Genomic DNA, 21,333 nt, shown 5'->3' on the forward strand with positions numbered 1-21,333 from the left:
CCGAGACGGTCCCGGGCTGACAATTTCGACTGTAATGGACGTTCTTGTTCGACTAGTCATTTAAGAACGTCCCCAATGACTAGTCTGAAGGAGTGTCCCCAGCTGCCGGCAGAGACGATATGAGCAGGACATAAAAACATTGAGAGCCCCTGCTGCATGAAAGGCCGCGGATTAGGCCGACAATGGTGAGTGTCTAATTCAGCCGCGGCGGCCACGCCGCATTCATGGAAGGGGCTCCCATGCTCGATACTACCACCTTCGTCGGCCTCGACGTCCACGCCCGCTCGATAAAGGCCGTCTCCCTCGACGTCATGACCGGGGAGGTGCGCGCCGCGACCTTCGGCTACGACGCCGGCGCCGTCGCGGAGTGGGTCCGCTCCGTGGACCCCGGGGCCAGGTGCGTGTACGAGTCCGGGGTCACGGGCTTCGACCTGCAGAAGAGGCTCTCCGGCCTGGGGGTCGACTGCGTGGTCGGCGCCGTCTCGAAGATGATCAAGCCCAGCGCGGACAGGCGCAGGAAGAACGACCGCAACGACGCCGAGTTCCTCGCCCGCATGCTGTCGGTCGGCAACGTGGTCGAGGTGTGGGTCCCCGACGACGAGTGCGAGGCCGCCCGCGACCTGACCAGGGCGCTCGAGGACGCGAGGGACGACACTCTCGCGCTCGAAGCAGCGGCTCTCCAAGTTCCTGCTAAGGCACGGGCTCGTCTTCGACGAGAGGACGCCCACCGGCCGCAGGAAGGGCAACTGGACCCGGGCGCACTGGTCCTGGATCGAGTCGATTAGGTTCGCGGAGGGGGCCGACAACGACGCGCTCGCCTACTACGTCGACGCGGTCAGGCGGGCGGCGGAGGAGAAGGCGAGGCTCGAGGGGCTCGTCGAGGCCGAGGCCCGCAAGCCCAGGTGGCGGAAGAGGGTCGACTCCCTGCGCTGCCTCAAGGGCGTCGACACCGCTTCCGCCGCCGACCTCGTGTTCGAGGCCGGCGAGTTCTCCAGGTTCAGGAACGCCCGCTCGTTCGCCGCGTGGGTCGGCCTGACGCCCTCCGAGCACTCCAGCGGGGAGAGCGACCGCAGGGGCGCGATCACCAAGGCCGGCAACAAGCACCTGAGGAAGACGCTGGTCGAAGCCGCGTGGCACTACCTGACGTGCTCGGGGCGGCCGAAGGACCTCGCCAAGGGCCAGGCCCCGGACCGGGGCGCCCGGAGGCATGCCGCCAAGGGCGTGCGGAGGCTGGTCGAGAGGCGGGAGGCGCTGCTCGCGCGCGGGGTCCACGGCAACAAGGCGAACGTCGCCACGGCGCGCGAGCTCGCCTGCTGGGTGTGGGCGGTCGGCCTCATGGCCGAGGAGGCGTAGGGGGCGGTCCCCCGCACATAAGCCAGTCACCCCGGAAGCGGTTCGATCCGAAGCCGTTGAGGCGAACCTCAGGTCCCTTTTCTGCGAGCGCCCAGGGCGCCACACGCGTGCACAGACTGTCGGTTCGACGTAGAAGCCTCAGCCGTAGCAACGGATTGCCCAGCGAGAGATCGCCACGGGCGGATATTAAACTGCAAAGACGAGCGTCGGTAAGACACGCCGAGGTCGCCGCGGACGGGTTGATATAGGGAGAGGGCCTGACCCCATATCGTTGGGGCCAGGCCCGATTTTGCCTCTTGACAATGTCCTGCTCATATTAAAAGGAACGTCCCTAAGTGCCGACTGGATGCATTAGGAGTATTATCGTCTGCGCAAATAACTAGCGAATCGCATATTAGAGATTGAGAGCGTATGGCAGACACCGCATCTAAGCACATTGACATGACCACCGGCTCGCTGTGGCGCAATATTCCCCTGTTCGCCTTCCCCGTGGCCGCCACGAGCATCTTAGAGCAGCTGTCGAACCTCATCGCCACGGTCATCATCGGTAATTTCTCGGGCGACCAGGGAACCCTCGCCATGGCGGCGGTCGGCTCCAACGTTCCGCTTACCAGTCTTATGCTCAACCTGTTTATTGGCCTGTCGCTTGGCTCCAACGTGGTCATCGCCAACGCTATCGGCCGCAACGATCAGAACATGGTCAAACGCGCCGTCCATACCTCGATTCTTATGGCACTCGTGGGCTTTGTCGTCATCGCGCTGGGCGAGATCTTTGCCGAACCCATGCTCGCCGCGCTCAACGTCCCCGCCGAAACCATGCCGCTCGCCTCGCTCTACCTGCGCGTCTTTTTGCTCAGCATGCCTTCGATCTTGCTCTACAACTTTGAGGCCGCGATCTTCCGTTCCGTCGGCATCACCCGTATGCCGCTGCAGGCGCTTGCCGTGTCCACCGTCCTCAACATTGGCCTGGACCTCATCTTTGTCCCCATACTCCACTGGGGCGTCGCGGGCGTCGCCATCGCCACCGCCATCGCCTACACCGTCAGCGCCGCTACGCTCTTTATCCGCCTGCTCAAGACCGACTCCGTCGTCCGCGTCACCCCACGCGACTTAGGCTTAGACCCCGTCGCCCTCAAGCGCATCGTCAAGATCGGCCTGCCCGCCGGCATCCAAAGCGCCGTCTTTGCCGTCGCCAACATCATCATCCAGTCCGCCATCAACAGCCTGGGTACCGAGGTCATGGCGGCATCCAGCGCCGCTATGAGCCTGGAGTATGTGTGCTACAACCTACTCAACAGCTTTAGCCAGGCCTGCACCACCTTTGTGGGACAAAACCACGGCGCTCGCCAGATCGACCGCTGCACCAAGACGCTCAAGGTCTGCCTGGTCGAAGGCGGTATCGTCGCGCTCACCACCATCGTCATCATCGTCGGTCTGGGGCGCGAGATCCTGGCGCTCTTTAACAGCGATCCCAACATCGTCTCGATCGGCTATATCCGCGTGTGCTCGATCTTCCCGGCATACGCCTTTAGCATGTTCTACGAAAACATGTCCGGTTACCTGCGCGGCTTTGGCATCTCGCTCATGCCCGCCCTCATCACCATGATCTGCGTCTGCGGTATTCGCTTCTATTGGGTCTTCTGCGTGTTCCCGAACTTCCGCACCTTTGCGAACATCATGATGGTCTACCCCATCAGCCTGGGCACCACGGCGTTCTTTATGGTCGTGGCGGTATTGCTCTGCCACCCGGCACGCACCTACCGTCTAGCACAAGCCAAAGCGACAGCCCGCTAATCACCACGCGCAACGTCACGCCAGTCATTAATTGACAATATGCGAGCTCATATAGTCGATAAAGCGCCTCGTGGCGATAGGCATGGTGTCCCAGCTGCGCCAGGCCGCCACTACGTCGCGCGAGGGGGCATGCACGATGGGACGTACGCGAATATCGGCCTGCATGCCCTCGACGGTACGGCGATACAGCATGCTCACGCCTAGGCCCTCCTCCACCATCGCCATGATGGTGTAGTCGTCGGTCACCTCGCTCGTCACGTGCGGCGACAGCCCATGCGCCGCGAATGCATCGAGCACCAGGCTCTGTTCGCCCTCATCCAGCAGCACAAACGGTTCGGACGCCAGGTCGGCAAGCGTCACCTTTTCCTTTGCCGCCAGTGGATGGACGGCTGGCAACAGCGCCACCAGCTCGTCGTGATAGACCACGCGTTTCTCGAGCCCCTCGGTAAATCCACGCGCTGTAAAGCAAAAGTCGACCACGCCATCGTGCACCCACTGGGCATTGCTCGTGTAATCGCCCTGCTTGAGGGTAAAGCGCACGCCCGGATGCAGGGCCCCAAAGTCGCGGATCACTCGCGGCAACACAGTACGACTCACGTTGGTAAACGTCGCAATGCGAATGTCGGTCGACGAAAGCCCCAGCAACTCCTGGCGCTTGCCCTCAAGCTCGGCCTCGGCCGTAACGATCTGGCGCAGATACGGCAGATACTGTTTGCCGTCGCGCGTAAGCGAGACGCCCTGCTTGCCACGCTCGATAATCGTGGTGCCCAGCTCGCGCTCGAGCGCCTTGACGGCCTGGCTCACCGCGCTTTGCGTATAGCCCAGCTCGTCGGCGGCACGTTTCAGGCTGCCGCAATCGACCACCATACATACAATCTGATACCGCGATGCCATCGTGCCTCCACATCGATGTAGCCGTAAAACGTTTTGCCAGGGCCTTTTCTGCTTACATTAGTATTTCTTAATCATACTTAAAATACATTCGCTTTACTACATCCACATCTGGGAGCAGAATCCTTTTTACGAAACCGTTCTGTAACAAAAGGAGTCCCATGGATCGCAAAAAAGCAATCGCGCTCTCATTTTCCGTTCCCGTCGCATGGGGCTTTTCGTACCCCCTCATGAAGATCGGCATGGACAGCATGAACGCCACGAGCATCGTTGCGTTGCGCTGCATCATCGCCTTTGTGGCCTGCCTGTTGCTCTTCCACAAGCGCGCTTTCCGCATCAACCGCGACCTTATGGTCCGTGCCGCCATCATCGGCGCCATCATGGCAACCGAGCTCACCTGCATGTGCCTGGGCTCCAGCCTCACCTCTGCCTCCACTGCCGGCTTTTTGCAGAGCCTGACGGTCGTGATCGTGCCGTTTGCCAACGCCGCCCTGCTGCGCCGCGCCCCCGAGCGCAAAGTGCTCGTCGGCACCGCCATCGTCACCTGCGGCATGCTGCTGCTCTCGGGCGCCGACTTTACCAGCCTGAACCCCGGCGCGATGGTCATGCTGCTCTCGGCCTTTATCTATGCCGGCCACATTATCGTAGCCAAGCGCTTTGTCGAAGAAGTCGATCCGCTGGCTCTGGGCGTTTGGCAGCTGGGCTTCGGTGGCTTGTTCTCGGGCATCGCCGCGTACACCTTTGGCGGCTTCACGCTTCCCAGCACGCCGAACGAGATCGTCGTTGTCGTTGCGCTCGCACTCATCTGCTCTGCCTACGGCTTTATCACCCAGACGCTCGTGCAGCCCCACGTACCTGCCGAGACCACCGGCTTCGCCTTCTCGCTCGAGCCGGTCTGCTCCGCCGTCTTCTCGTTCTTCCTGGTCGGCGAGGTCCTGAGCCCCATCGCCTTCTTTGGCGCCGCCCTCATCCTCACCGGCGTCATGGTGGCAACCGTCGAGCTTCCGCGCCTTCGCGCACACGGACACGCTCGTATGGCAGGAGTGCCCGAGCACATCTCGTAGGCCCCACTCTTCATACAGCCGTGGCATAAAGGCAGCCGGTGCGCCTTTACAATAGATGCCAACAGAGCATCTGCCATAAAGGAGCCCCATGGACACCGCAACCCGCGACCGCAACATAGCAACTTGGTTGGGCGGTGCGCCGCAGTCGGTACGTGACACTACGAACCAGCTGCTCGAGCGCATCGCCCTTCTGCGTGCCGAGCAGACCATCTACCCGGCACAAGACGACATCCTCAATGCCCTCGCCTACACGCCGGCCGACCAGGTCAAGGCTGTCATCTTGGGCCAAGACCCCTATCACGGACCCAACCAGGCCATGGGTCTGTCGTTCTCGGTACCTGCGACGCAAACCAAGTTGCCGCCGAGCCTGCGCAACATCTATAAGGAACTCAAAGCCGATCTGGGTTGTCCCATTCCCGCCACGGGAGACCTAACCCCATGGGCACAACAGGGCGTCCTGCTCCTCAACACTACGCTCACCGTGCGCGAGCATGCCGCGAACTCGCACGCCAAACTGGGCTGGAGCACGCTCACCGACTACGTTATCGAACGCTGCTGTCAGCTGCCCCAGCCGGTAGTCTTTTTGGCATGGGGCCGCTTTGCCCAGCAGATGGTCGAAGGCAAGCTCGCCGCTACCGGCGCGGGCAAGGCAACCGGCAAGTTCTGTCTGGCCTCTACGCACCCCTCGCCGCTTTCGGCCAACCGTGCCACGGCAGAACTCCCCGCTTTTATGGGGTCGCGCCCCTTCTCTGCCGCCAATCGGCTACTCGAACAGCACGGCTCGACCCCCGTCAACTGGACTTGCATCGGCTAAAAATCGATACATCAAAAACGCGCCCGACAGCTTTCCATCGGGCGCGTTTCCTATTCGGGCCAAATAAATTGCGTGCGGCCGGCCTCGCCGCCATCGATCAACAGGCTCTGCCCGGTCATAAACCGGTTGGTCACGCCCACAAAGTAGATCCACTCGGCGATCTCTTGGGCGGTGGCCCAGCGTTTAAGCGGCGTGAGCTCCATAATCTGGTTCCACAGGTGTTCGTCTTCCATCACGCAACGGTTGAGCGGCGTGATAACGCCGCCCGGGTCCACGCTGTTGGCGATGGCCTGCGGCGCCAGGCGGTTTGCAAGGTTCTTGGTGTAGGCAATAACGCCACCCTTGCTGGCAGCATAGGCGGGAAACTCCGATCCCGTATGTCCGCTCGCCGACCCCACATTGACCACGGATTGGATAGCAGGCGCTGGCTTGGCGGCAAGCCCCTCTCCCACAAAGGCGTAGCGCTCGGTCACGTTGATGGTGCCACGCAGGTTGGCGGCAATGTCATCGGCCGAATCCTGTACACCGGCAACGTTCACGATTACCTGAGGCTCAAGGTCGCCTGGAAACGAGTTAGGCTCGCGTACATCAACGATCAGATGGCGGTAGCGCTCGTGCTCGACCGCCGTCGGCAGCAGGTCAAAGCCCACGACCTCGTGGCCCTCGTCCAAAAAGCGCTGCACGCACGCGGCTCCGATACCGCCCGAAGCGCCCGTGATCAAAACCCGCATACTTGCCCCTTAGGCGGTTGCGTGGCGCTCGAGGTACTCGGCGCCCACATTCTCACGCTCCCAGCCACGCACGACCTTGTAGCCCACGGGGCTCAGAAAGACCTCGCACAGCAGCTCGGCAACAGCGCCGGTCAGCGAGCACATAAGGACCTGCACCCAGGTCCAACCAAAGAACGTGTGGCTCACCACAATGGCAAAGACCAAGTTGTCGATAAACTGGCCAACACCCGTGGACACATAGGAGCGGAAGGCAAAGCTCGCAAAGTTATTCTTTTTGAGCATACGGCCGAGCGACTGGTTGAGCGTGGAATTAACCACGGCAGAAACGAGCATTGCCAGCGAAGAGCCCAGCACCACGTACCAGGTGCCGCCAATGGTGGCGTTAAGGGCAGTGTTGACCTCGATCATGCCCGTGTCGTAGTAAGCGCCCCACATGCCGGGCGTGAGCGAGCACGCCCAAAAGCACAGGCTCACGGCCAGGTTGACCAGCAGCGCGAGGACAGAGATTTTGATGGATGCCTTGGCGCCAAAGCGCTTGCAGATCATGTCCTGGCACAAAAACGAAACCCAGCTCACCACAAAGCCGCAATCGAGTGCCAGATACGGCAGGCTGATAAGCTCTTTGTTGGCCAGCAGGTTCATCATGATGACACTCACGAAAAACAGCGAAACCGTTGCCGCGGGAATGCTCCGCAACAGGACCTTGTAGTCCTCCATGACCTTCTTGATCATTATGTACTCCTTTGGTTTTAGGTTTAACGAGCAGGATATCGGACCCGAACTGCTCGGACGTCACGGGCTTGAGACGACGATGGGTATAATAGCCGCTCACACGGCATCAGGCAAGCAAACGGCGCGGCAGCCCCACAGGGCCACCGCGCCGATGCATTAAAAGGCTACGTTGCCAAACTCCGACAGGATAAGATCGGGGTTGTGATCGGTTGCCCAATCCACGTTCCACGGGCTCGTGAACAGCAGCAGCTTACCGCCGCGCATGTCCTCGACGCGCAGCGTGTCACGCGTGAGCGAAAGGCCCGGGATATCAATGGTATCGGGGTCGTTCTGAATCCAGCGGATGTCCGTATAGGGCAGCGGCTGGCGACGGACCTCAACACGATACTCGGCCTTGAGGCGGCGCTCGAGTACCTCAAACTGCAGCACACCGACCACGCCCACGATGACGCTCTCCATGCCGGCACCCAGCTCGCGGAAGATCTGGATGGCGCCCTCCTGGGCAAGCTCCTCCATGCCCTTCACAAACTGCTTGCGCTTGAGCGTGTCGACCTGCGTAATGCGAGCGAACATCTCGGGGGCAAACGTCGGGATCTGCGGATACTGCACGTGGCGCTTGCCGGAGCACACGGTGTCACCGATGCTAAAGATACCCGGATCGAACAGGCCCACGATATCGCCCGCGTACGCCTCGTCCACGATGGCGCGGTCATCGGCCATCATCGACGTGCCCGTGGCAAGCTTGAGCTTGCGGTTGCCCTGCACGTGGAAGGCGTCCATGCCACGCTCGAACTTGCCCGAGCAAATGCGCACAAAGGCGATGCGGTCGCGGTGGTTCTTGTCCATATTGGCCTGGATCTTAAACACAAAGCCGCTAAAGTCATCGCGGCAGGGATCGACCGGTTCGCTGGTGAGCGTATCGGTATAGGCGCGCGGCGTCGGGGCCAGACGCAGGAACTCCTTGAGGAAGGGCTCCACGCCAAAGTTGGTGAGCGCCGAGCCAAAGAACGCCGGGCTCAGCTTGCCGCAGGCCACGGCATCCAAGTCGAGCTCGTCGCCGGCGCCATCGAGCAGCTCGATGTCGTCCATCAGGTTCTTATGGTTCTCTTCGCCAATAAGCTCGTCCATGGAAGGATCGCCCAGCTCGGCCTCGACCTCGGCGACCTTCTTGGTGGCGTTGGCGTGGCCGTCGCCCTCAAAGGCAATGACGCGACGGGTCTGACGGTCGAACACGCCGCGGAAGTTGCGGCCGCTGCCGATCGGCCAGTTCATGGGATACGTATTGATACCCAGGACGTTCTCGATCTCTTCCATGAGCTCAAACGGATCGCGAGCCTCGTGGTCGAGCTTATTCACAAAGGTGAAGATGGGAATGTGACGCAGCGTACAGACCTTAAAGAGCTTTTTGGTCTGGGCCTCGACGCCCTTGGCGCCGTCGATGACCATGACTGCGGCGTCGGCGGCCATAAGGGTACGGTAGGTATCCTCCGAGAAGTCCTGGTGGCCGGGGGTATCGAGGATGTTGACGCAGGCGCCATTATAGGTGAACTGCAGCACCGAGGAGGTAACGGAAATGCCGCGCTCCTTCTCGATGTCCATCCAGTCCGAGACGGCGTGCTTAGCCGAGCTCTTGCCCTTGACCGAGCCGGCGGTCTGGATGCTGCCGGTATAGAGCAGCAGCTTCTCGGTAAGCGTGGTCTTACCGGCGTCCGGGTGGCTGATGATCGCGAATGTGCGGCGCGACGAGATTTCATCCGACAGGCTTGCCATGCGGATCCTTTCTTGCATTGAGTGCATTACGTCGTTGTAACCGCATTATTGTAGCCGCCAAATCCCGCCATAGGGCACCTATCAGGACAAATTCATTAGCCGAGCTCGCTGTGCACCGGGCAGCCGCCTCAAGGATTGTCTCGATCTGTAACATCTAGCCGCCAAAATCGGCTCCAGATGTTACAGATCTAGATAAACGGCTGGGAAGATCGACACCGTCTCAATCTCGTCTCAATCTGTAACAGATAGACGGGTTTTGAGCCTCTACCTGTTACAGATCGAGATAAACGCGCAGGCGGGCGACCAATGTCTCAATCTGTAACATCTAGCCACCAAAAACGGGCCTTAGTGTTACAGATTGAGATGAACGAGCAGGAAGGTCGGGACTGTCTCAATCTGTAACAGGTAGACACCAAAATCGGCTCCAGATGTTACAGATCGAGACAAACGAACGAAGAGACAGGCGAGCCTACATTTCTTCTTGCATAACTGTGCATAGTGTATATATACTGTGCTTACCGGTTATATACACGTGTAGCCCAACAGCTAAGGAGCCGCTGTGGACATTATCCTATCCAATTCGAGCGACAAGCCCATCTACGAGCAAATAGCCTCGCAAGTCAAAGCTCAGATCCTTTCGGGCACGCTCGCGGCGGGAGCCAAACTCCCCAGTATCCGTGCACTCGCGAGCGATCTTGGCGTGAGTGTCATCACCACCAAGCGCGCCTACGCCGACCTGGAGCAACTCGGCTTCATCTGCACCGTGCAGGGCAAGGGCTGTTTTGTCGCCGAGGGCAACCAGGAGCTCTTGCGCGAAAACCAGCTCTGCCATATCGAAGAACTGCTTGCGAAAGCGGCGAGCCAAGCCGAAGCCCTGGGCGTTACGCGCGACAAGCTGCACGAGATGCTCGACCTGGTAGCCCCCGAAACCATGCAGTAGCCATCTGCAAGAAAGGCTATACCATGCAAAACCTTTTAGAACTCAAAGGCATCTCACGCCGTGTGAGCGACCGTTTTTCGTTGCGAGTGGTCACACTCGCCGTGGAGCCCGGCCAGATCGTTGGCTTTGTGGGCGCAAATGGCGCCGGCAAGACGACGACCATTCGCGCCGCGCTTGGGCTTATAAAGCTCGATGCCGGCGAGGTGCATCTGCTTGGACAGCGCTGCGACGCCAACGCGCCCGACGAGACGCAGCGCCACCTGCGCTCCCGCATCGGGCTTGTCCTGGACACGTGTCCCTTCCCCTCCACGCTCAAGGTGGGCCAGGTCGAGAGGCTCGTAGGCCCGGCATACCCCACGTGGAGCTGCGAAACGTTCGCCGGATTCATCGACCGATTTGGCCTCGATCCCAAGACGAAGGTCAAGGACCTCTCCCGCGGCATGGGCATGAAGCTGCAGCTTGCCTGCGCACTCAGTCACAATGCTAAGCTGCTCGTTTTGGACGAAGCCACCGCGGGCCTCGATCCCATGGCGCGCGAGGAACTGCTCGACGAGTTGCTTGCCTTTGTCGCCGACGGCCAGCACAGCGTGCTGCTCTCAAGCCACATTACATCCGACCTCGATCGCACTGCCGACCGCGTCATCTGCATCGATAACGGCTCGATTGTGTTTGACCTGCCGCGCGAGGACATTACCGACCGAGCCGGCATCGCCCACTGCACCCAAGCACAGGCGTCCGAGCTCATGGCTTGCGTCGAAGGCGCCCGTGCCGCCCACCACGCCTATAGCGTGGACGTGCTCGTGCCCAACCGTCGCGAGGCGCTCGAGGCCTTCCCCGAGATTCCCTGCGACCGGGCAACAATTGATGACTATCTTCGCCTCATGCTGAAAGGGGCTTCGAAATGAAACGCGCCTTTATGTCTGAGCTCGCCATCGTCCGCACGCTTGTCCCGAGCATCGCGGGCGTCGGCCTGTTCATCTTCGTCGTACTGACCCTCGCCAACGCATCGGATGGCGATGCCAGTATGAGCGCCGGCGCCTGTGCGGTCAGTGCCATGTCGCCCATCGTGGTCATGAACTCGCTGGCCGGCTACGACAATCAAAACGGATGGGAGCGCTATCGGGCAACGCTGCCCCTCTCGCGCAAAGACATCATCTGTGCACGCTACCTGAGCATCATTGTCTTCTCGGCCGTCATGGCGTGCGCCGCCGCGCTTCTGAGCATCGTCTCCATCCCGCTCTTCAACAGCGTGGGTATCCCCTCGACGGGACAGACCGTCTTTGAGACCGCAATCGCTTCGACCGCGTCCATGCTCATTTCCCTCATGATGGTGTTTCTGGCACAGCCGCTGTTCTTTCGATTTGGACACATGGAGGCGCTGCGCCTTTCCGTCGGCCTGTTTGCCCTGCTCGGATGCCTTGCCATGGCCACACTGAGCTCCTCCAACCCCATCAGCAACTGGCTCATGTCGATTGCTGGGGCGAATCCCGATCCCGCCGTTCTGGGCTGTCTGTGCGCAGGAATTGCCGTGCTGGCCCTCGCGCTATGCGCAATCAGCTGCACCGTCAGCACCAAGGTTTATCGAGTACACGACCTGTAGGCACGCGAGTCTCAATCCACGAAGGACGCGATCGCCCCCCCCCGCAAATCCGTGACAAATGGTATATCCCCGGCACGCGCTATCGTGCTACTTGCGCAGCGGCTTGGGCAGCGGAATGCCTGCCGCAATGACTGCGGCGATGATCATGCAGACGATGCCTTTAAGCGGAAAACACATGAGCAGCAAGCCCACGACCATGACCGGCTGGCGCATGACGGCGCCCATCGTCGAGGCCGTGCAGACGGCGACGCAAAAGACCGGATCGGCGCCCGTCAGGATGGCAAGGCCGTAGCCCAGGCTTACGCCCGAGAAGATAACCGGGAAGAAGTGGCCGCCGCGCCAGCCCATGTTGATGAGGGCGGGTGTCAGCATGGCCTTGAGAAGACCGGTCGCGATGAGCACACCGGCGGGGATGGTGAGGTAGGTCTCCATAAGTACGTCGGCCTGGGTCTCACCGGCAAACATGGTATAAGGCAGAACTGTGCCGCAGATGGCGACCGCCAGACCAGCCAGCATGGCCTTGACGACGGGGCGCTCCCCTATTGCATGGGACAGCGCCTCACTTGCATGCTCAGAGACAAAGTACAGCCAACCGCATACGGTGCCGACCAACGCCAGCGGAATGAGCCAGACAAGTTCCAGGTTACCCACCTGGGCGGCCTCGAACCTGGGCATGCCCATGCCGCCGCCCATAAGCTGGCCGAGCAGCAGATAGGTGCCCAGACCGCCGGCAATCGCGATGCCGTAGACCACGGTCTTTTGCGCCTTGGGCAGCTTGATGGTGATCTCATCGGACGCGGAGTCCTCGCCAGCGCCCTGGCCGTCGGCGCTACCGGCGAGCGGCGCCACAAAGCCAAACACGGGCGCGGTAAAGAGCGCCGTCAGGGCAGCCTGGGTGCCCAGCAGCGTGAGCTCCCTAAACTCGGCGCCAAAGCGACGCATGCGGTCGCCGACCCAGCTGCACAGACCCGCGATAACTCCGGTCAGGCCGGCCTCCGGTCCAATACTTCCGCCAAACAGCAGCGGCAGCAATGCCGCAAGCGAAAGCTTGCCGAGGTTGTCGTACGGGTAGCGACCGTCTTGTTTAACCTTGGCCATCACCTGGTTGAGGTCATCGGTCTTGGTGCCCGTAATCTTTTCGTACAGACCGATCAGCAGGCCGCCCAGCAAGCAGACAAAAAACGGGTACGGCAGAAAACCGAACGGGCCGCTCGCGAGCTCAGGCGAAGCGACGCCCAGCGCGTGCGGAATCTCGGTCCATAGATAGTCGACACCGTGCTCCATCGCAAAAAAGAACAGCCAGACCGCGGCGCCTGCGAACGCACCGGTCACGGCAACGCTAACTAAAAACAGCGCACGGTTTTTGGGTTTTGCAAGACTATCCATCGGGACCTCCCGTGGTCAAATTCGGCAAAGATACGTTTTATTGTAGAGCGAGCGTTACCCGAACGAGCCAACCGTCTGCGCCGCAAACGGCACCATTGGGAGTCATAGTGGGGCAGGCTCAAGACTTATCCGTTGATAATCGAGGCAATCTCGCGCAAATCGTCGGCAAAGTAGATGCCGTGCTGGCGCCTCGGGCTCGAAAGCCCTTTATCAATCATGCGTCCGAGCAGCGCCTTGAGATCGTTGTAGTAACCGTCCAGGTTATACAGGATGCACGGCGCGCTCAGATGCCCCAGCGACACGGCCGACATGACCTCGGCAATCTCCTCGAGCGTACCCGTCCCGCCGGGAAAGGCAATGAAGGCATCACCAAGCTCGATCATCTTGGCCTTGCGCTCGGCCATGTCGCTCGTCACGATGAGGTCGTCGATGCCATCGTGCTGAAACTCGGCCTCGATAAAAAAGCTCGGCTCCACGCCCGTCACGTGTCCACCGGCATCGAGCACGCTATCGGCGAGCGCGCCCATCAAGCCCGACTTGGACCCGCCGTATACCAACGCGTGTCCGTTAGCGCCAATCCAGTTGCCCAGCTCCTGCACCGCGGGCAGAAACGCCGGGTCATTACCGACGCTGGCACCCAGATACACGGTGATATTCATATTCAGTCCCCCTCATCGTGACGCACGGCGCCCGTTCTAGCGCTGGCGTCGACGATACTCGCGCACGCGACGCGAAAGATCGGCGAGCTCGTCACGATCGAGCTCTTCCAAATGCTCAAGATCGTCCATAAAGCGCGCCATGGTGTCCTTTTGGCGCATCTTGATGAGCGTATTGCAGTAGTTCACCGCCACGCCCGTAAGCATGGCGATGTAGAAGATGCTGATGACGCTCAAGACGACGGTAATCGCGCGGGCAACCGGTGTCTCGGCCGGAATGTCACCAAAGCCGATGGTCGAGACCGTCTCAAAGCTAAACCAAAGTCCATCGCCAAAGGTGAGGGTCGTGGGCTCGGACAGCCAGACGGCCGTCGAGCACAGCAGATAGAACACAAGAAACAGGCCCGTGATGCGCGCAAAGCCAGCCTGGCGCAACACGTCGGCAAGCGTCCTCAACTTGTTCATCGCGACCCCTTTTCCCAGACGCCCAATCACATTCGCTCGGTATTGTCCCACGCCTCCCCCGCAAACGGAACTAGTCATTGGACGTTCTTAAATGACTAGTCAAACAAGAACGTCCCCAATGACTACCTGACCGTTTAGCGGTGCGGTGGCTGAGTGGGCAGGTTGAGCTGGTATCCTTATGTGATACTGTCTCGACTCGATAGGATTTCATGTGAAACCTTCCGCCATCCTTCGTTTGGCTCTATATCGCACCCTAGCCGTTGCGGTTGCCGTACTCACCGTACTGAGCGCCGTCATGCCTGCCCCCGCCTTTGCCGCCGACTCCGACCACCAGGTCAAGACGGTCCGCGTTGGCTGGCTCGTCAACAACAAAGGCTTCCAGGAAGGCACGCCGGGCGAGCGCCTCTCGGGATGGGGCTACGAGTACCTCCAGACCCTCTCGTATTACACAAAGGGCTGGCAATACGAATACGTTAGCGGCACCTTCTCCGAGCTTATGGACATGCTCGAGGCGGGCGAAATCGACCTCATGCCCAACATCTCGTATTCGGCAGAACGCGAGCAGAAGCTGCTCTTTTCCTCAAATCCCGAGGGCACCGAGCGCTACTATATCTACGCCAGGCCCGACCGCGACGATCTGGCCAAGGGTGACCCTCAGGCGCTCCAAGGCCTCACCATCGGCTGCAACTCTGGCGTTATGCAAACTATCGTCGGCCAGCAGTGGCTCGCCAACGAAGACGTTACCTGCACCTATAAAGAAATCGACACCGGCAGCGCCCTCTTTGAGGCGCTTGCAGACGGCGAGGTCGACGCCGTCATCATGAACGACACCATTTCGTCGCCCGATGCGTCACCCATGTTCTACGTAGGCTCGAGCGACTACTATTTTGCCGTTCCCAAAAGCCGCCCTGACCTGATGAACGACATCAACGCCGCCATGACGACCATCGCCCGCGATAACCCGCGCTATAACGAGGAAGTCAAAACGAGTTACTCGACCCAAAACAGTGGCTCGTCATCGCTCACCGGCACCGAGACCACCTGGCTCAAAGAAAACGGCAATACCATCACGCTCGGCTATCTTAAAAACCAACTTCCCTACTGTACGCAAAATGACGACGGCGAGATGGAAGGGTCGCTCGCCTCGCTTGCAACGACGTTGCACGACAAGTTTGACATTACGGTCAAAACAATCGCACTCTCGAACAACAAGCAAATGATCAAAGCCCTTTCCAACGGAACCATCGATGTCGCCCTGCCGTTGTTTCGCGACTACTGGCTCGCCGAGCAGACAGGGGTCATCCAGTCAAACTCGATGGGAACGGTTTCGCTGACCGCCATTCACAGTGGCAAAAACCTGAACAGCGACCTTAAGAACATCGCTTGTACAAAGAGCACAATCGTTAACCGTTTTGAGCTCGAAAGTCTCTTTCCGAACGCAACGGTAACCGAGTATTCGAATGACGGCGAGGTGCTCAAAGCCCTCGATGAGGGGAAGGCACGTTGCATCATTGTCCCCAGCACGCGCCTGGAAACTCTCCGCGACATCTACGACATCGAGGATTTCGAAACACAGGAACTCACCAACACGGCACAACTATCGTGTTTAATTTCGCGCGGCAAGCCCGAGCTGCTGGGAATCATCAATAAGGGCATCGTCAATGCAGGTGAATCGCTCTCTGCAAACAGCTATTTCCCCACATCGTACTCGGCGCAAGAATCGGATGCGTTCCGACTTCTCTACCGCAACCGCATCGTCATTGCGGCAGTCGTCATTTGCATTTTGCTCACCGGCATCGTCATCCTTGTCTGGTCGCTTTACCGCGCACAGGAGGAACGGCAGAAAGCCGATGCCGCCAACGCCGCCAAAACCGCTTTCCTCACGCGCATGAGCCACGACATCCGCACGCCGCTCAACGGCATCCTAGGCCTTATCGAAATTGAGGAATTGAGAGAAGGCGACATGCAGGTCGCCCGCGAAAGCCGCGCCAAGGCGCGCGTTGCCGCCAATCACCTGCTGTCACTGATTAACGACATCCTCGAGATGGGCAGGATCGAGGAGTGCAAAGTGACGCTCGAGCACGAATCATTCAACCTTAAAGAGCTGTGCGACAATGCGCTCGTACTGTGCAAGCTCCGCGCATCGGACCGCGGCATAACCATGCTCGACACCAGCGAGCCCTACGCTGTCGACCAATATATGATCGGCAGCCCCACCCATATTCGGCAGATCCTTGTCAACCTGCTCGACAACAGCATCAAGTACAACAAGCACGGAGGCACCGTCACGTTCTCATCGACCATCAAACCGGTCGACGACGAGCACGCCGTGTTTTGCTTTAGCGTCTCGGATACCGGCATTGGTATGACGCCCGAGTTTTTGACGCACATTTACGAGCCGTTTGCCCAGGAAGGCGCCGATGCGCGCAGCAAGTTCCAAGGAACCGGCATTGGCATGTCTATCGTCAAATCGCTCATCGATATGATGGGCGGCACGATTGAGATTTCGAGTGAGGTTGGCGTGGGGAGTACGTTTGACGTCCGGATTCCGCTCGATATCGACAAGAACCCTCAGATAAAAGAATGTGCAGACGCGCAGGTAAGCAGCTGCTCGCTCGCCGGCATGAACGTCCTTTTGGCAGAAGATAACGAACTCAATGCCGAGATTGCCCAAGCTCTGCTCGAAAGCGAAGGCATCGTCGTGACTCGCGCCGCCGACGGCAACGAGACAGTCGACCTATACGTTAGCCGTCCCGCCGGCAGCTTCGATGCAATCCTGATGGACATCATGATGCCGGGCATGGATGGCTACGAGGCAACCCGCGCGATTCGCCTGAGCGAAAAGGCCGATGCAGCCGACATCCCCATCATCGCGCTCACTGCCAACGCCTTCAACGAGGACGCCAAGGCGGCACACGATGCCGGTATGAACGCCCATCTGCCCAAACCGCTCGACTTTAACAAGCTCAAAAACATACTCGCCCGCATCAAGAAAAACGGAACTGTTTCGCTATAGTTTGCGTTTAACCACCATGCACAGCCAGAAAGGAAGCCAACGATGTTTAGGCCCTTACGTCGAAAGAAACGCGCCATCACTGACGAGGAAGCGCGCGAGTTGCTCGCCACCTGTAAGCGCGGCGTCTTTGCCGTCAACGGCGATGATGGCTACCCCTATGCCATTCCCGTCAACTACTTCTTTGACGCCGAGCACGACAAGATTTATTTCCATGGCGCCAAGGCCGGCCACAAGGTCGATTCGCTCAGGCGTGACGATAAAGTCTGCTTTACCGTTTACGGCAACGAGTGGTACAAGGACGGCGACTGGGCTCCTTACGTCATGAGCACTGTGGTCTTTGGCCGTTGCCGCCTGGTAGATGAAGCGCCTGCGTTTATCGAGGACAAAGTCCGCCAGCTCGCGCTTAAGTACTACCCTTCTGCCGAAGAAGTCGAGGAAGAAATCGCCAAAGACATCAAGGGCGTCCAACTCTACGAGATTTCAATTGAGCATCTTTGCGGCAAGCAGATTCAGGAAAAGTAGCGAATGCGAAAAACGCGCTCGCTACCCTCTGCGCCCCATGCGCCCACGCATTTTGACGGCGTGGGCGCATGGGGCAGCACTCGAATCGAGCGCCCCCCTATACCCCAAAAACGTAGCGGTCCAGGCGCTCACACGCCTCCTTTACCCGCGAAAGGGGCAGTGCCAGATTCACGCGAATGTGGCAGGGCCCGTGGAACGGGCGGCCGTCCTGATACCCCACGCCCACGCGCGCCCCCTCGTCGAGCAGCCACTGAATATCGCGGCCATGCTCGCGGCACCACTCGGTGCAGTCCAGAAACACCATGTAGGTGCCCTGCGGACGCGAATAGGACACGCCCGCAAAATGCTTGTCCACGTAATTGCAGAAGTAGTCGACGTTGCCCTCGATGACCTCATTGAGCTCATCAACCCACTCGTAGCCTTGCGGCTGGTAGGCACCGATAAGCGCATGCATGGAGAGGACGTTCATCTCGTTGTAGTGCGTCTTGTTGGACACGGCGCACACGCGGTCGCGCAGCGTCTCGTTATAGATGATGTGGTAGCTGCCGACCAGGCCCGCCAGGTTAAACGTCTTGCTGGGCGCATAGAGGGCAACCGTGCGCATGCGGGCATCCTCGCTCACCGACTGCGTCGGGATATGCTTGTGACCCGGCAGGATGATATCGGACCAAATCTCATCCGAGATCACCACGCAATCGTGCTGGCGATAGATGTCCATGGCACGTTCGATCTCGTCGCGCCCCCATACGCGGCCGCAGGGATTGTGCGGCGAGCAGAACACCGCGGCATGGATGTGGTTTTGGGCGAGCTTTCGCTCCATGTCCTCAAAGTCCATGCGCCACACGCCCCGATCGTCGAGCTTAAGCGGGCTGTGGACAATGCGATAGCCCGCGGCTTCGATAGACTTGGTAAAGCCGATGTAGGTGGGACTGTGGACCAGTACCGCATCGCCCGGCTGGACATATGCGCGCAGCGTCGACACGACACCGCCCAGCACGCCGTTTTCGTAGCCGATATGCTCCGGCGCCAAGCCCTCAACGCCGTTGCGACGGCTTTGCCATTCGATGATGCGGTCGAAGTACTCGTCACGCGGATTGAAATAGCCAAACATGGGATGCTGGGCGCGCTGAATGATGTGTTCCTGAACCGTGGGCACCGTGGCAAAATTCATATCCGCCACCCACATGGGGATGCGGTCGAAGCCCTCGTCGGGTGCGTTCGGAGCCATGTCGGGAATTTCTCCCCAGGAGTCAACGGCGATGGCGTCCATACCGTGGCGGTCGATAAGCGAGGTAAAGTCGTATTTCATGCTGAGCTCCCGTGCAAAGCGGATTGTTTCGGTAGGCGTTATTGTCCACCAGCGTGGGCGGTTTTGGAGCGGAGTTTGGCGCTTAATTTGACGGGTGCGGACGAATGGCTGGTTAGTCTCGCGCGTCGTTGATGGCGGTTATCGTCAACCTGGTTCCGTCGACCGTAAACGATATGTCAAGCCCAGCGTAAGCCAAATGGTAAACGCGGTTTGGCTCGTGTTTGCTGCCCGCACGGCGCGGATCTTGGCGGAGCACCTCGATCAAGCCGGGGAGCTTTGTGTCCGGGACCATGTCCCGCAGCGCTTGCGGGAGCTCGACATCGAGCTCTTGCCATGGCGCGTCCTCAATCCAGCCGCCCGTCGCATCCGGGTGACAGTCCGCAAACGGAATGTAAGGCTTAATGTCGTAGATGGGCGTACCGTCGCGCAGGTCGGCCCCCAGCACATGGATGATGGGACCATCGTCGGTGAGCTCGACACGATCAAGCTTGACGCAGGTGAGCCCGATGGGATTAGGGCGAAACGGACTGCGCGTGGCAAACACGCCCACGCGTTCGGCTCCACCCAGACGCGGTGGGCGCACGGTTTTCGACCATTTTGCGTTGGTGCCGGACCTGTCCTGCGTTTTGGCATCGGCGGCTATGTCCTTAGCCGTGCCGCCGGGCGTTCCGTTTTCGAAGCGCCAGAGCAGCCATAGGTGAGAGAAGGAGTCCAGACCCTCAACTGCAGCGTTGGAGGCAAATTCCGGCTCAAAGACGATGCGTCCCTGCAGATGGGGCGCCAAAAAGCTGTTGCGTGGGATGCCGAACTTCTGCGGCAGGTCGGTATGTATGTGTGCAATAGGTTCCATGCCGGTCATTGTACGGCATGGAGGCGTGGGGTGTTGCGCGCAATTCTTCGCCGCGGTCCCCGTCGTGCAACCAACGGTTGCTTGGAAGGGTGCCGGCCGCCGCGTATGCTTAAAGCAACAAACAGCAGAAAGGAGCCGTCATGGCCTTTGCAGAAAAGCTCATCGCCATCCGCCGCGACAACAATCTCACCCAAGAGCAACTCGCCGCCAAGCTCTTCGTCACACGCCAAGCCGTCAGCCGTTGGGAACGCGGCGAAGTCACGCCGGGCATCGACATGATGAAGCTCATTGCCGCCATAACCGGAGAACCGCTGTCCCACCTGCTCGAAATGCCCGAGCACTATTGCCAGAGCTGCGGCATGATACTCACGCCCGACGACTGCGGCACCGATGCTCACGGCGCAACGACCGACCATTACTGCAAGTGGTGCTACGACCACGGCAAGTACACCTACGAGACCACGATGGAGGCCATGATTGAGGATTGCGCCCCGCGCCTGGCACAAAACACCGGTATGTCGCTCGACGAAGCCGTCTCTCTCATGGGCGCCGTGCTGCCGCAATTGGAGCGCTGGCGCACCGTGCAGGAAAACGAGGAGCGCTACGGTGCCGAGGCGCGGGCGCGCTATGGCGACGAGGCCGTCGATGCAGCAAACGAGGCACTGCTGGACATGGACCCCGAGACATGGAACGACATGAAGGAACTCGAACGCGCTATTCTGGGCCAGCTCTCGATCGCCATGGGCGACGGCGAACCGGATGGAAGCGAGGCGCGCAAGCTTGTCGCAATGCACCGTCGATGGATTGGCCTTAACTGGGGACACGAACCCCAAGACGAAGCATACCTGGGCCTCGCCCACGGCTATCTTGCCGATCAGCGCTTTGTTGACTACTACGACAAGCCCTGCGGCACCGGAGCTACGGCGTTTCTGGTACAGGCCATCGAGTCGTCGCTGGCCCGCGCATAGATTGCGGCGGCTTTGGGTATTTCAATCAAAACCGCAACCGATTGGAGACACCATGGCTACTGATCATGAACTCGCGCTCTACGTTATGACTGGCTGCCCGTATTGCATAAAGGTCAAGCGCTTTTTGGCCGATAACGGCGTGACCATTCCCGAACGCAATATCTCGACTGACCCCGATGCCGAGCAGACGCTCATCGCCGTCGGCGGAAAACGCCAGGTTCCCTGCCTGTTCATTGACGGCGCGCCGCTCTACGAGTCGGGCGACATCATCGCGTGGGTGCAGAAGAACCTGCTCTAGCACGCGCACTGCGGCCAGTTCGCGCCAACCGAGCCGAACCCATACGAACCAAACATGTACGCCAGCATCCAAAGTCGACATTTTCCGACATCTTTGGATGCTGACGTACAGCTTTTCAATCTAGTCATTGGGTGTTCCTATAGTTTTGTCAACCGTCGGGGCTACTCCCGGTAG

At 59.8% G+C, this 21,333-nt stretch carries 21 protein-coding genes; 12 read left to right on the top strand and 9 right to left on the bottom strand.

Annotation, left to right across the window (positions count from 1 at the left end):
* Positions 1-239: 239 nt before the first annotated feature.
* The 3 genes from DW037_RS10810 to DW037_RS09480 all read left to right on the top strand — a co-directional run bounded on the left by DW037_RS10810 (position 240) and on the right by DW037_RS09480 (position 3,147).
* Complete coding sequence (locus DW037_RS10810) at positions 240-785, top strand: transposase (protein ID WP_233505722.1); 546 nt, start codon at positions 240-242, stop codon at positions 783-785.
* A 184-nt stretch (positions 786-969) separates the two neighbouring features.
* The gene (locus DW037_RS10815) at positions 970-1,353 is read left to right on the top strand and encodes a transposase (RefSeq protein WP_233505723.1); all 384 of its coding nucleotides are present in this window, start codon (positions 970-972) and stop codon (positions 1,351-1,353) included.
* 411 nt (positions 1,354-1,764) lie between these two features.
* Positions 1,765-3,147 carry an MATE family efflux transporter gene (locus DW037_RS09480; protein ID WP_117630045.1) on the top strand — a complete coding sequence of 461 codons (1,383 nt, stop codon included), beginning with the start codon at positions 1,765-1,767 and terminating at the stop codon, positions 3,145-3,147.
* A 27-nt stretch (positions 3,148-3,174) separates the two neighbouring features.
* On the opposite strand, the gene DW037_RS09485 is transcribed toward DW037_RS09480, so the two are convergent.
* Complete coding sequence (locus tag DW037_RS09485) at positions 3,175-4,041, bottom strand: LysR family transcriptional regulator (protein ID WP_117630046.1); 867 nt, start codon at positions 4,039-4,041, stop codon at positions 3,175-3,177.
* A gap of 158 nt (positions 4,042-4,199) precedes the next feature.
* Between DW037_RS09485 and DW037_RS09490 the strand changes: the two genes are divergently transcribed.
* Complete coding sequence (locus DW037_RS09490; RefSeq protein WP_117630047.1) at positions 4,200-5,102, top strand: DMT family transporter; 903 nt, start codon at positions 4,200-4,202, stop codon at positions 5,100-5,102.
* A gap of 88 nt (positions 5,103-5,190) precedes the next feature.
* Positions 5,191-5,916 (top strand): uracil-DNA glycosylase, encoded by a 726-nt coding sequence (locus DW037_RS09495; protein ID WP_117630048.1) that lies wholly within the window; start codon positions 5,191-5,193, stop codon positions 5,914-5,916.
* Between the two features lie 50 nt (positions 5,917-5,966).
* Here the strand turns inward: DW037_RS09495 and DW037_RS09500 are convergent, their stop codons facing one another.
* From DW037_RS09500 to DW037_RS09510, 3 genes are all read right to left on the bottom strand, one after another.
* Positions 5,967-6,647: an SDR family NAD(P)-dependent oxidoreductase gene (locus DW037_RS09500; RefSeq protein ID WP_117630049.1), complete on the bottom strand. Its 681-nt coding sequence runs from the start codon at positions 6,645-6,647 to the stop codon at positions 5,967-5,969.
* A gap of 9 nt (positions 6,648-6,656) precedes the next feature.
* Positions 6,657-7,379 carry a VUT family protein gene (locus tag DW037_RS09505; RefSeq protein WP_233503106.1) on the bottom strand — a complete coding sequence of 241 codons (723 nt, stop codon included), beginning with the start codon at positions 7,377-7,379 and terminating at the stop codon, positions 6,657-6,659.
* A gap of 156 nt (positions 7,380-7,535) precedes the next feature.
* On the bottom strand, positions 7,536-9,149 hold the full coding sequence (locus tag DW037_RS09510; RefSeq protein ID WP_055286676.1) for a peptide chain release factor 3: 1,614 nt from the start codon (positions 9,147-9,149) through the stop codon (positions 7,536-7,538).
* Between the two features lie 559 nt (positions 9,150-9,708).
* Here DW037_RS09510 and DW037_RS09515 point away from each other — a divergent pair.
* Genes DW037_RS09515 through DW037_RS09525 form a run of 3 tightly spaced genes read left to right on the top strand, consistent with a single transcriptional unit; the run spans position 9,709 to position 11,689 of the window.
* Positions 9,709-10,089: a GntR family transcriptional regulator gene (locus tag DW037_RS09515; protein WP_055252216.1), complete on the top strand. Its 381-nt coding sequence runs from the start codon at positions 9,709-9,711 to the stop codon at positions 10,087-10,089.
* Positions 10,090-10,112: 23 nt separating this feature from the next.
* Positions 10,113-10,994, top strand: coding sequence for an ABC transporter ATP-binding protein (locus DW037_RS09520; RefSeq protein WP_117786914.1), 882 nt, complete (start codon positions 10,113-10,115; stop codon positions 10,992-10,994).
* Positions 10,991-11,689: an ABC-2 transporter permease gene (locus tag DW037_RS09525; protein ID WP_117630050.1), complete on the top strand. Its 699-nt coding sequence runs from the start codon at positions 10,991-10,993 to the stop codon at positions 11,687-11,689. Before DW037_RS09520 ends, DW037_RS09525 begins: the two co-directional genes overlap by 4 nt.
* Before the next feature lie 87 nt (positions 11,690-11,776).
* Here the strand turns inward: DW037_RS09525 and DW037_RS09530 are convergent, their stop codons facing one another.
* The 3 genes from DW037_RS09530 to DW037_RS09540 form a co-directional block, all read right to left on the bottom strand.
* Positions 11,777-13,075 (bottom strand): chloride channel protein, encoded by a 1,299-nt coding sequence (locus DW037_RS09530; protein WP_117630051.1) that lies wholly within the window; start codon positions 13,073-13,075, stop codon positions 11,777-11,779.
* Between the two features lie 125 nt (positions 13,076-13,200).
* Positions 13,201-13,734 carry a TIGR00730 family Rossman fold protein gene (locus DW037_RS09535; RefSeq protein WP_117582834.1) on the bottom strand — a complete coding sequence of 178 codons (534 nt, stop codon included), beginning with the start codon at positions 13,732-13,734 and terminating at the stop codon, positions 13,201-13,203.
* Between the two features lie 36 nt (positions 13,735-13,770).
* On the bottom strand, positions 13,771-14,196 hold the full coding sequence (locus DW037_RS09540; protein ID WP_055252221.1) for a potassium channel family protein: 426 nt from the start codon (positions 14,194-14,196) through the stop codon (positions 13,771-13,773).
* 211 nt (positions 14,197-14,407) lie between these two features.
* On the opposite strand from DW037_RS09540, the gene DW037_RS09545 reads away from it, so the two are divergent.
* Together DW037_RS09545 and DW037_RS09550 are read left to right on the top strand one after the other, a co-directional pair.
* Complete coding sequence (locus tag DW037_RS09545; RefSeq protein WP_118373226.1) at positions 14,408-17,212, top strand: transporter substrate-binding domain-containing protein; 2,805 nt, start codon at positions 14,408-14,410, stop codon at positions 17,210-17,212.
* Between the two features lie 42 nt (positions 17,213-17,254).
* Positions 17,255-17,734, top strand: coding sequence for a pyridoxamine 5'-phosphate oxidase family protein (locus DW037_RS09550; RefSeq protein ID WP_117630053.1), 480 nt, complete (start codon positions 17,255-17,257; stop codon positions 17,732-17,734).
* Between the two features lie 97 nt (positions 17,735-17,831).
* On the opposite strand, the gene DW037_RS09555 is transcribed toward DW037_RS09550, so the two are convergent.
* Both DW037_RS09555 and DW037_RS09560 read right to left on the bottom strand, forming a co-directional pair.
* The gene (locus DW037_RS09555; protein ID WP_117630054.1) at positions 17,832-19,043 is read right to left on the bottom strand and encodes a MalY/PatB family protein; all 1,212 of its coding nucleotides are present in this window, start codon (positions 19,041-19,043) and stop codon (positions 17,832-17,834) included.
* Between the two features lie 112 nt (positions 19,044-19,155).
* The gene (locus DW037_RS09560; RefSeq protein ID WP_233505724.1) at positions 19,156-19,893 is read right to left on the bottom strand and encodes a tRNA (N6-threonylcarbamoyladenosine(37)-N6)-methyltransferase TrmO; all 738 of its coding nucleotides are present in this window, start codon (positions 19,891-19,893) and stop codon (positions 19,156-19,158) included.
* A 140-nt stretch (positions 19,894-20,033) separates the two neighbouring features.
* Between DW037_RS09560 and DW037_RS10635 the strand changes: the two genes are divergently transcribed.
* The gene (locus DW037_RS10635) at positions 20,034-20,861 is read left to right on the top strand and encodes a TipAS antibiotic-recognition domain-containing protein (RefSeq protein ID WP_117757265.1); all 828 of its coding nucleotides are present in this window, start codon (positions 20,034-20,036) and stop codon (positions 20,859-20,861) included.
* A 52-nt stretch (positions 20,862-20,913) separates the two neighbouring features.
* Positions 20,914-21,159: a glutaredoxin gene (locus DW037_RS09570; RefSeq protein WP_117630056.1), complete on the top strand. Its 246-nt coding sequence runs from the start codon at positions 20,914-20,916 to the stop codon at positions 21,157-21,159.
* Positions 21,160-21,333: the final 174 nt, after the last annotated feature.

It is taken from the genome of Collinsella sp. AF39-11AT (genome assembly GCF_003474585.1).
Classification (GTDB): domain Bacteria; phylum Actinomycetota; class Coriobacteriia; order Coriobacteriales; family Coriobacteriaceae; genus Collinsella.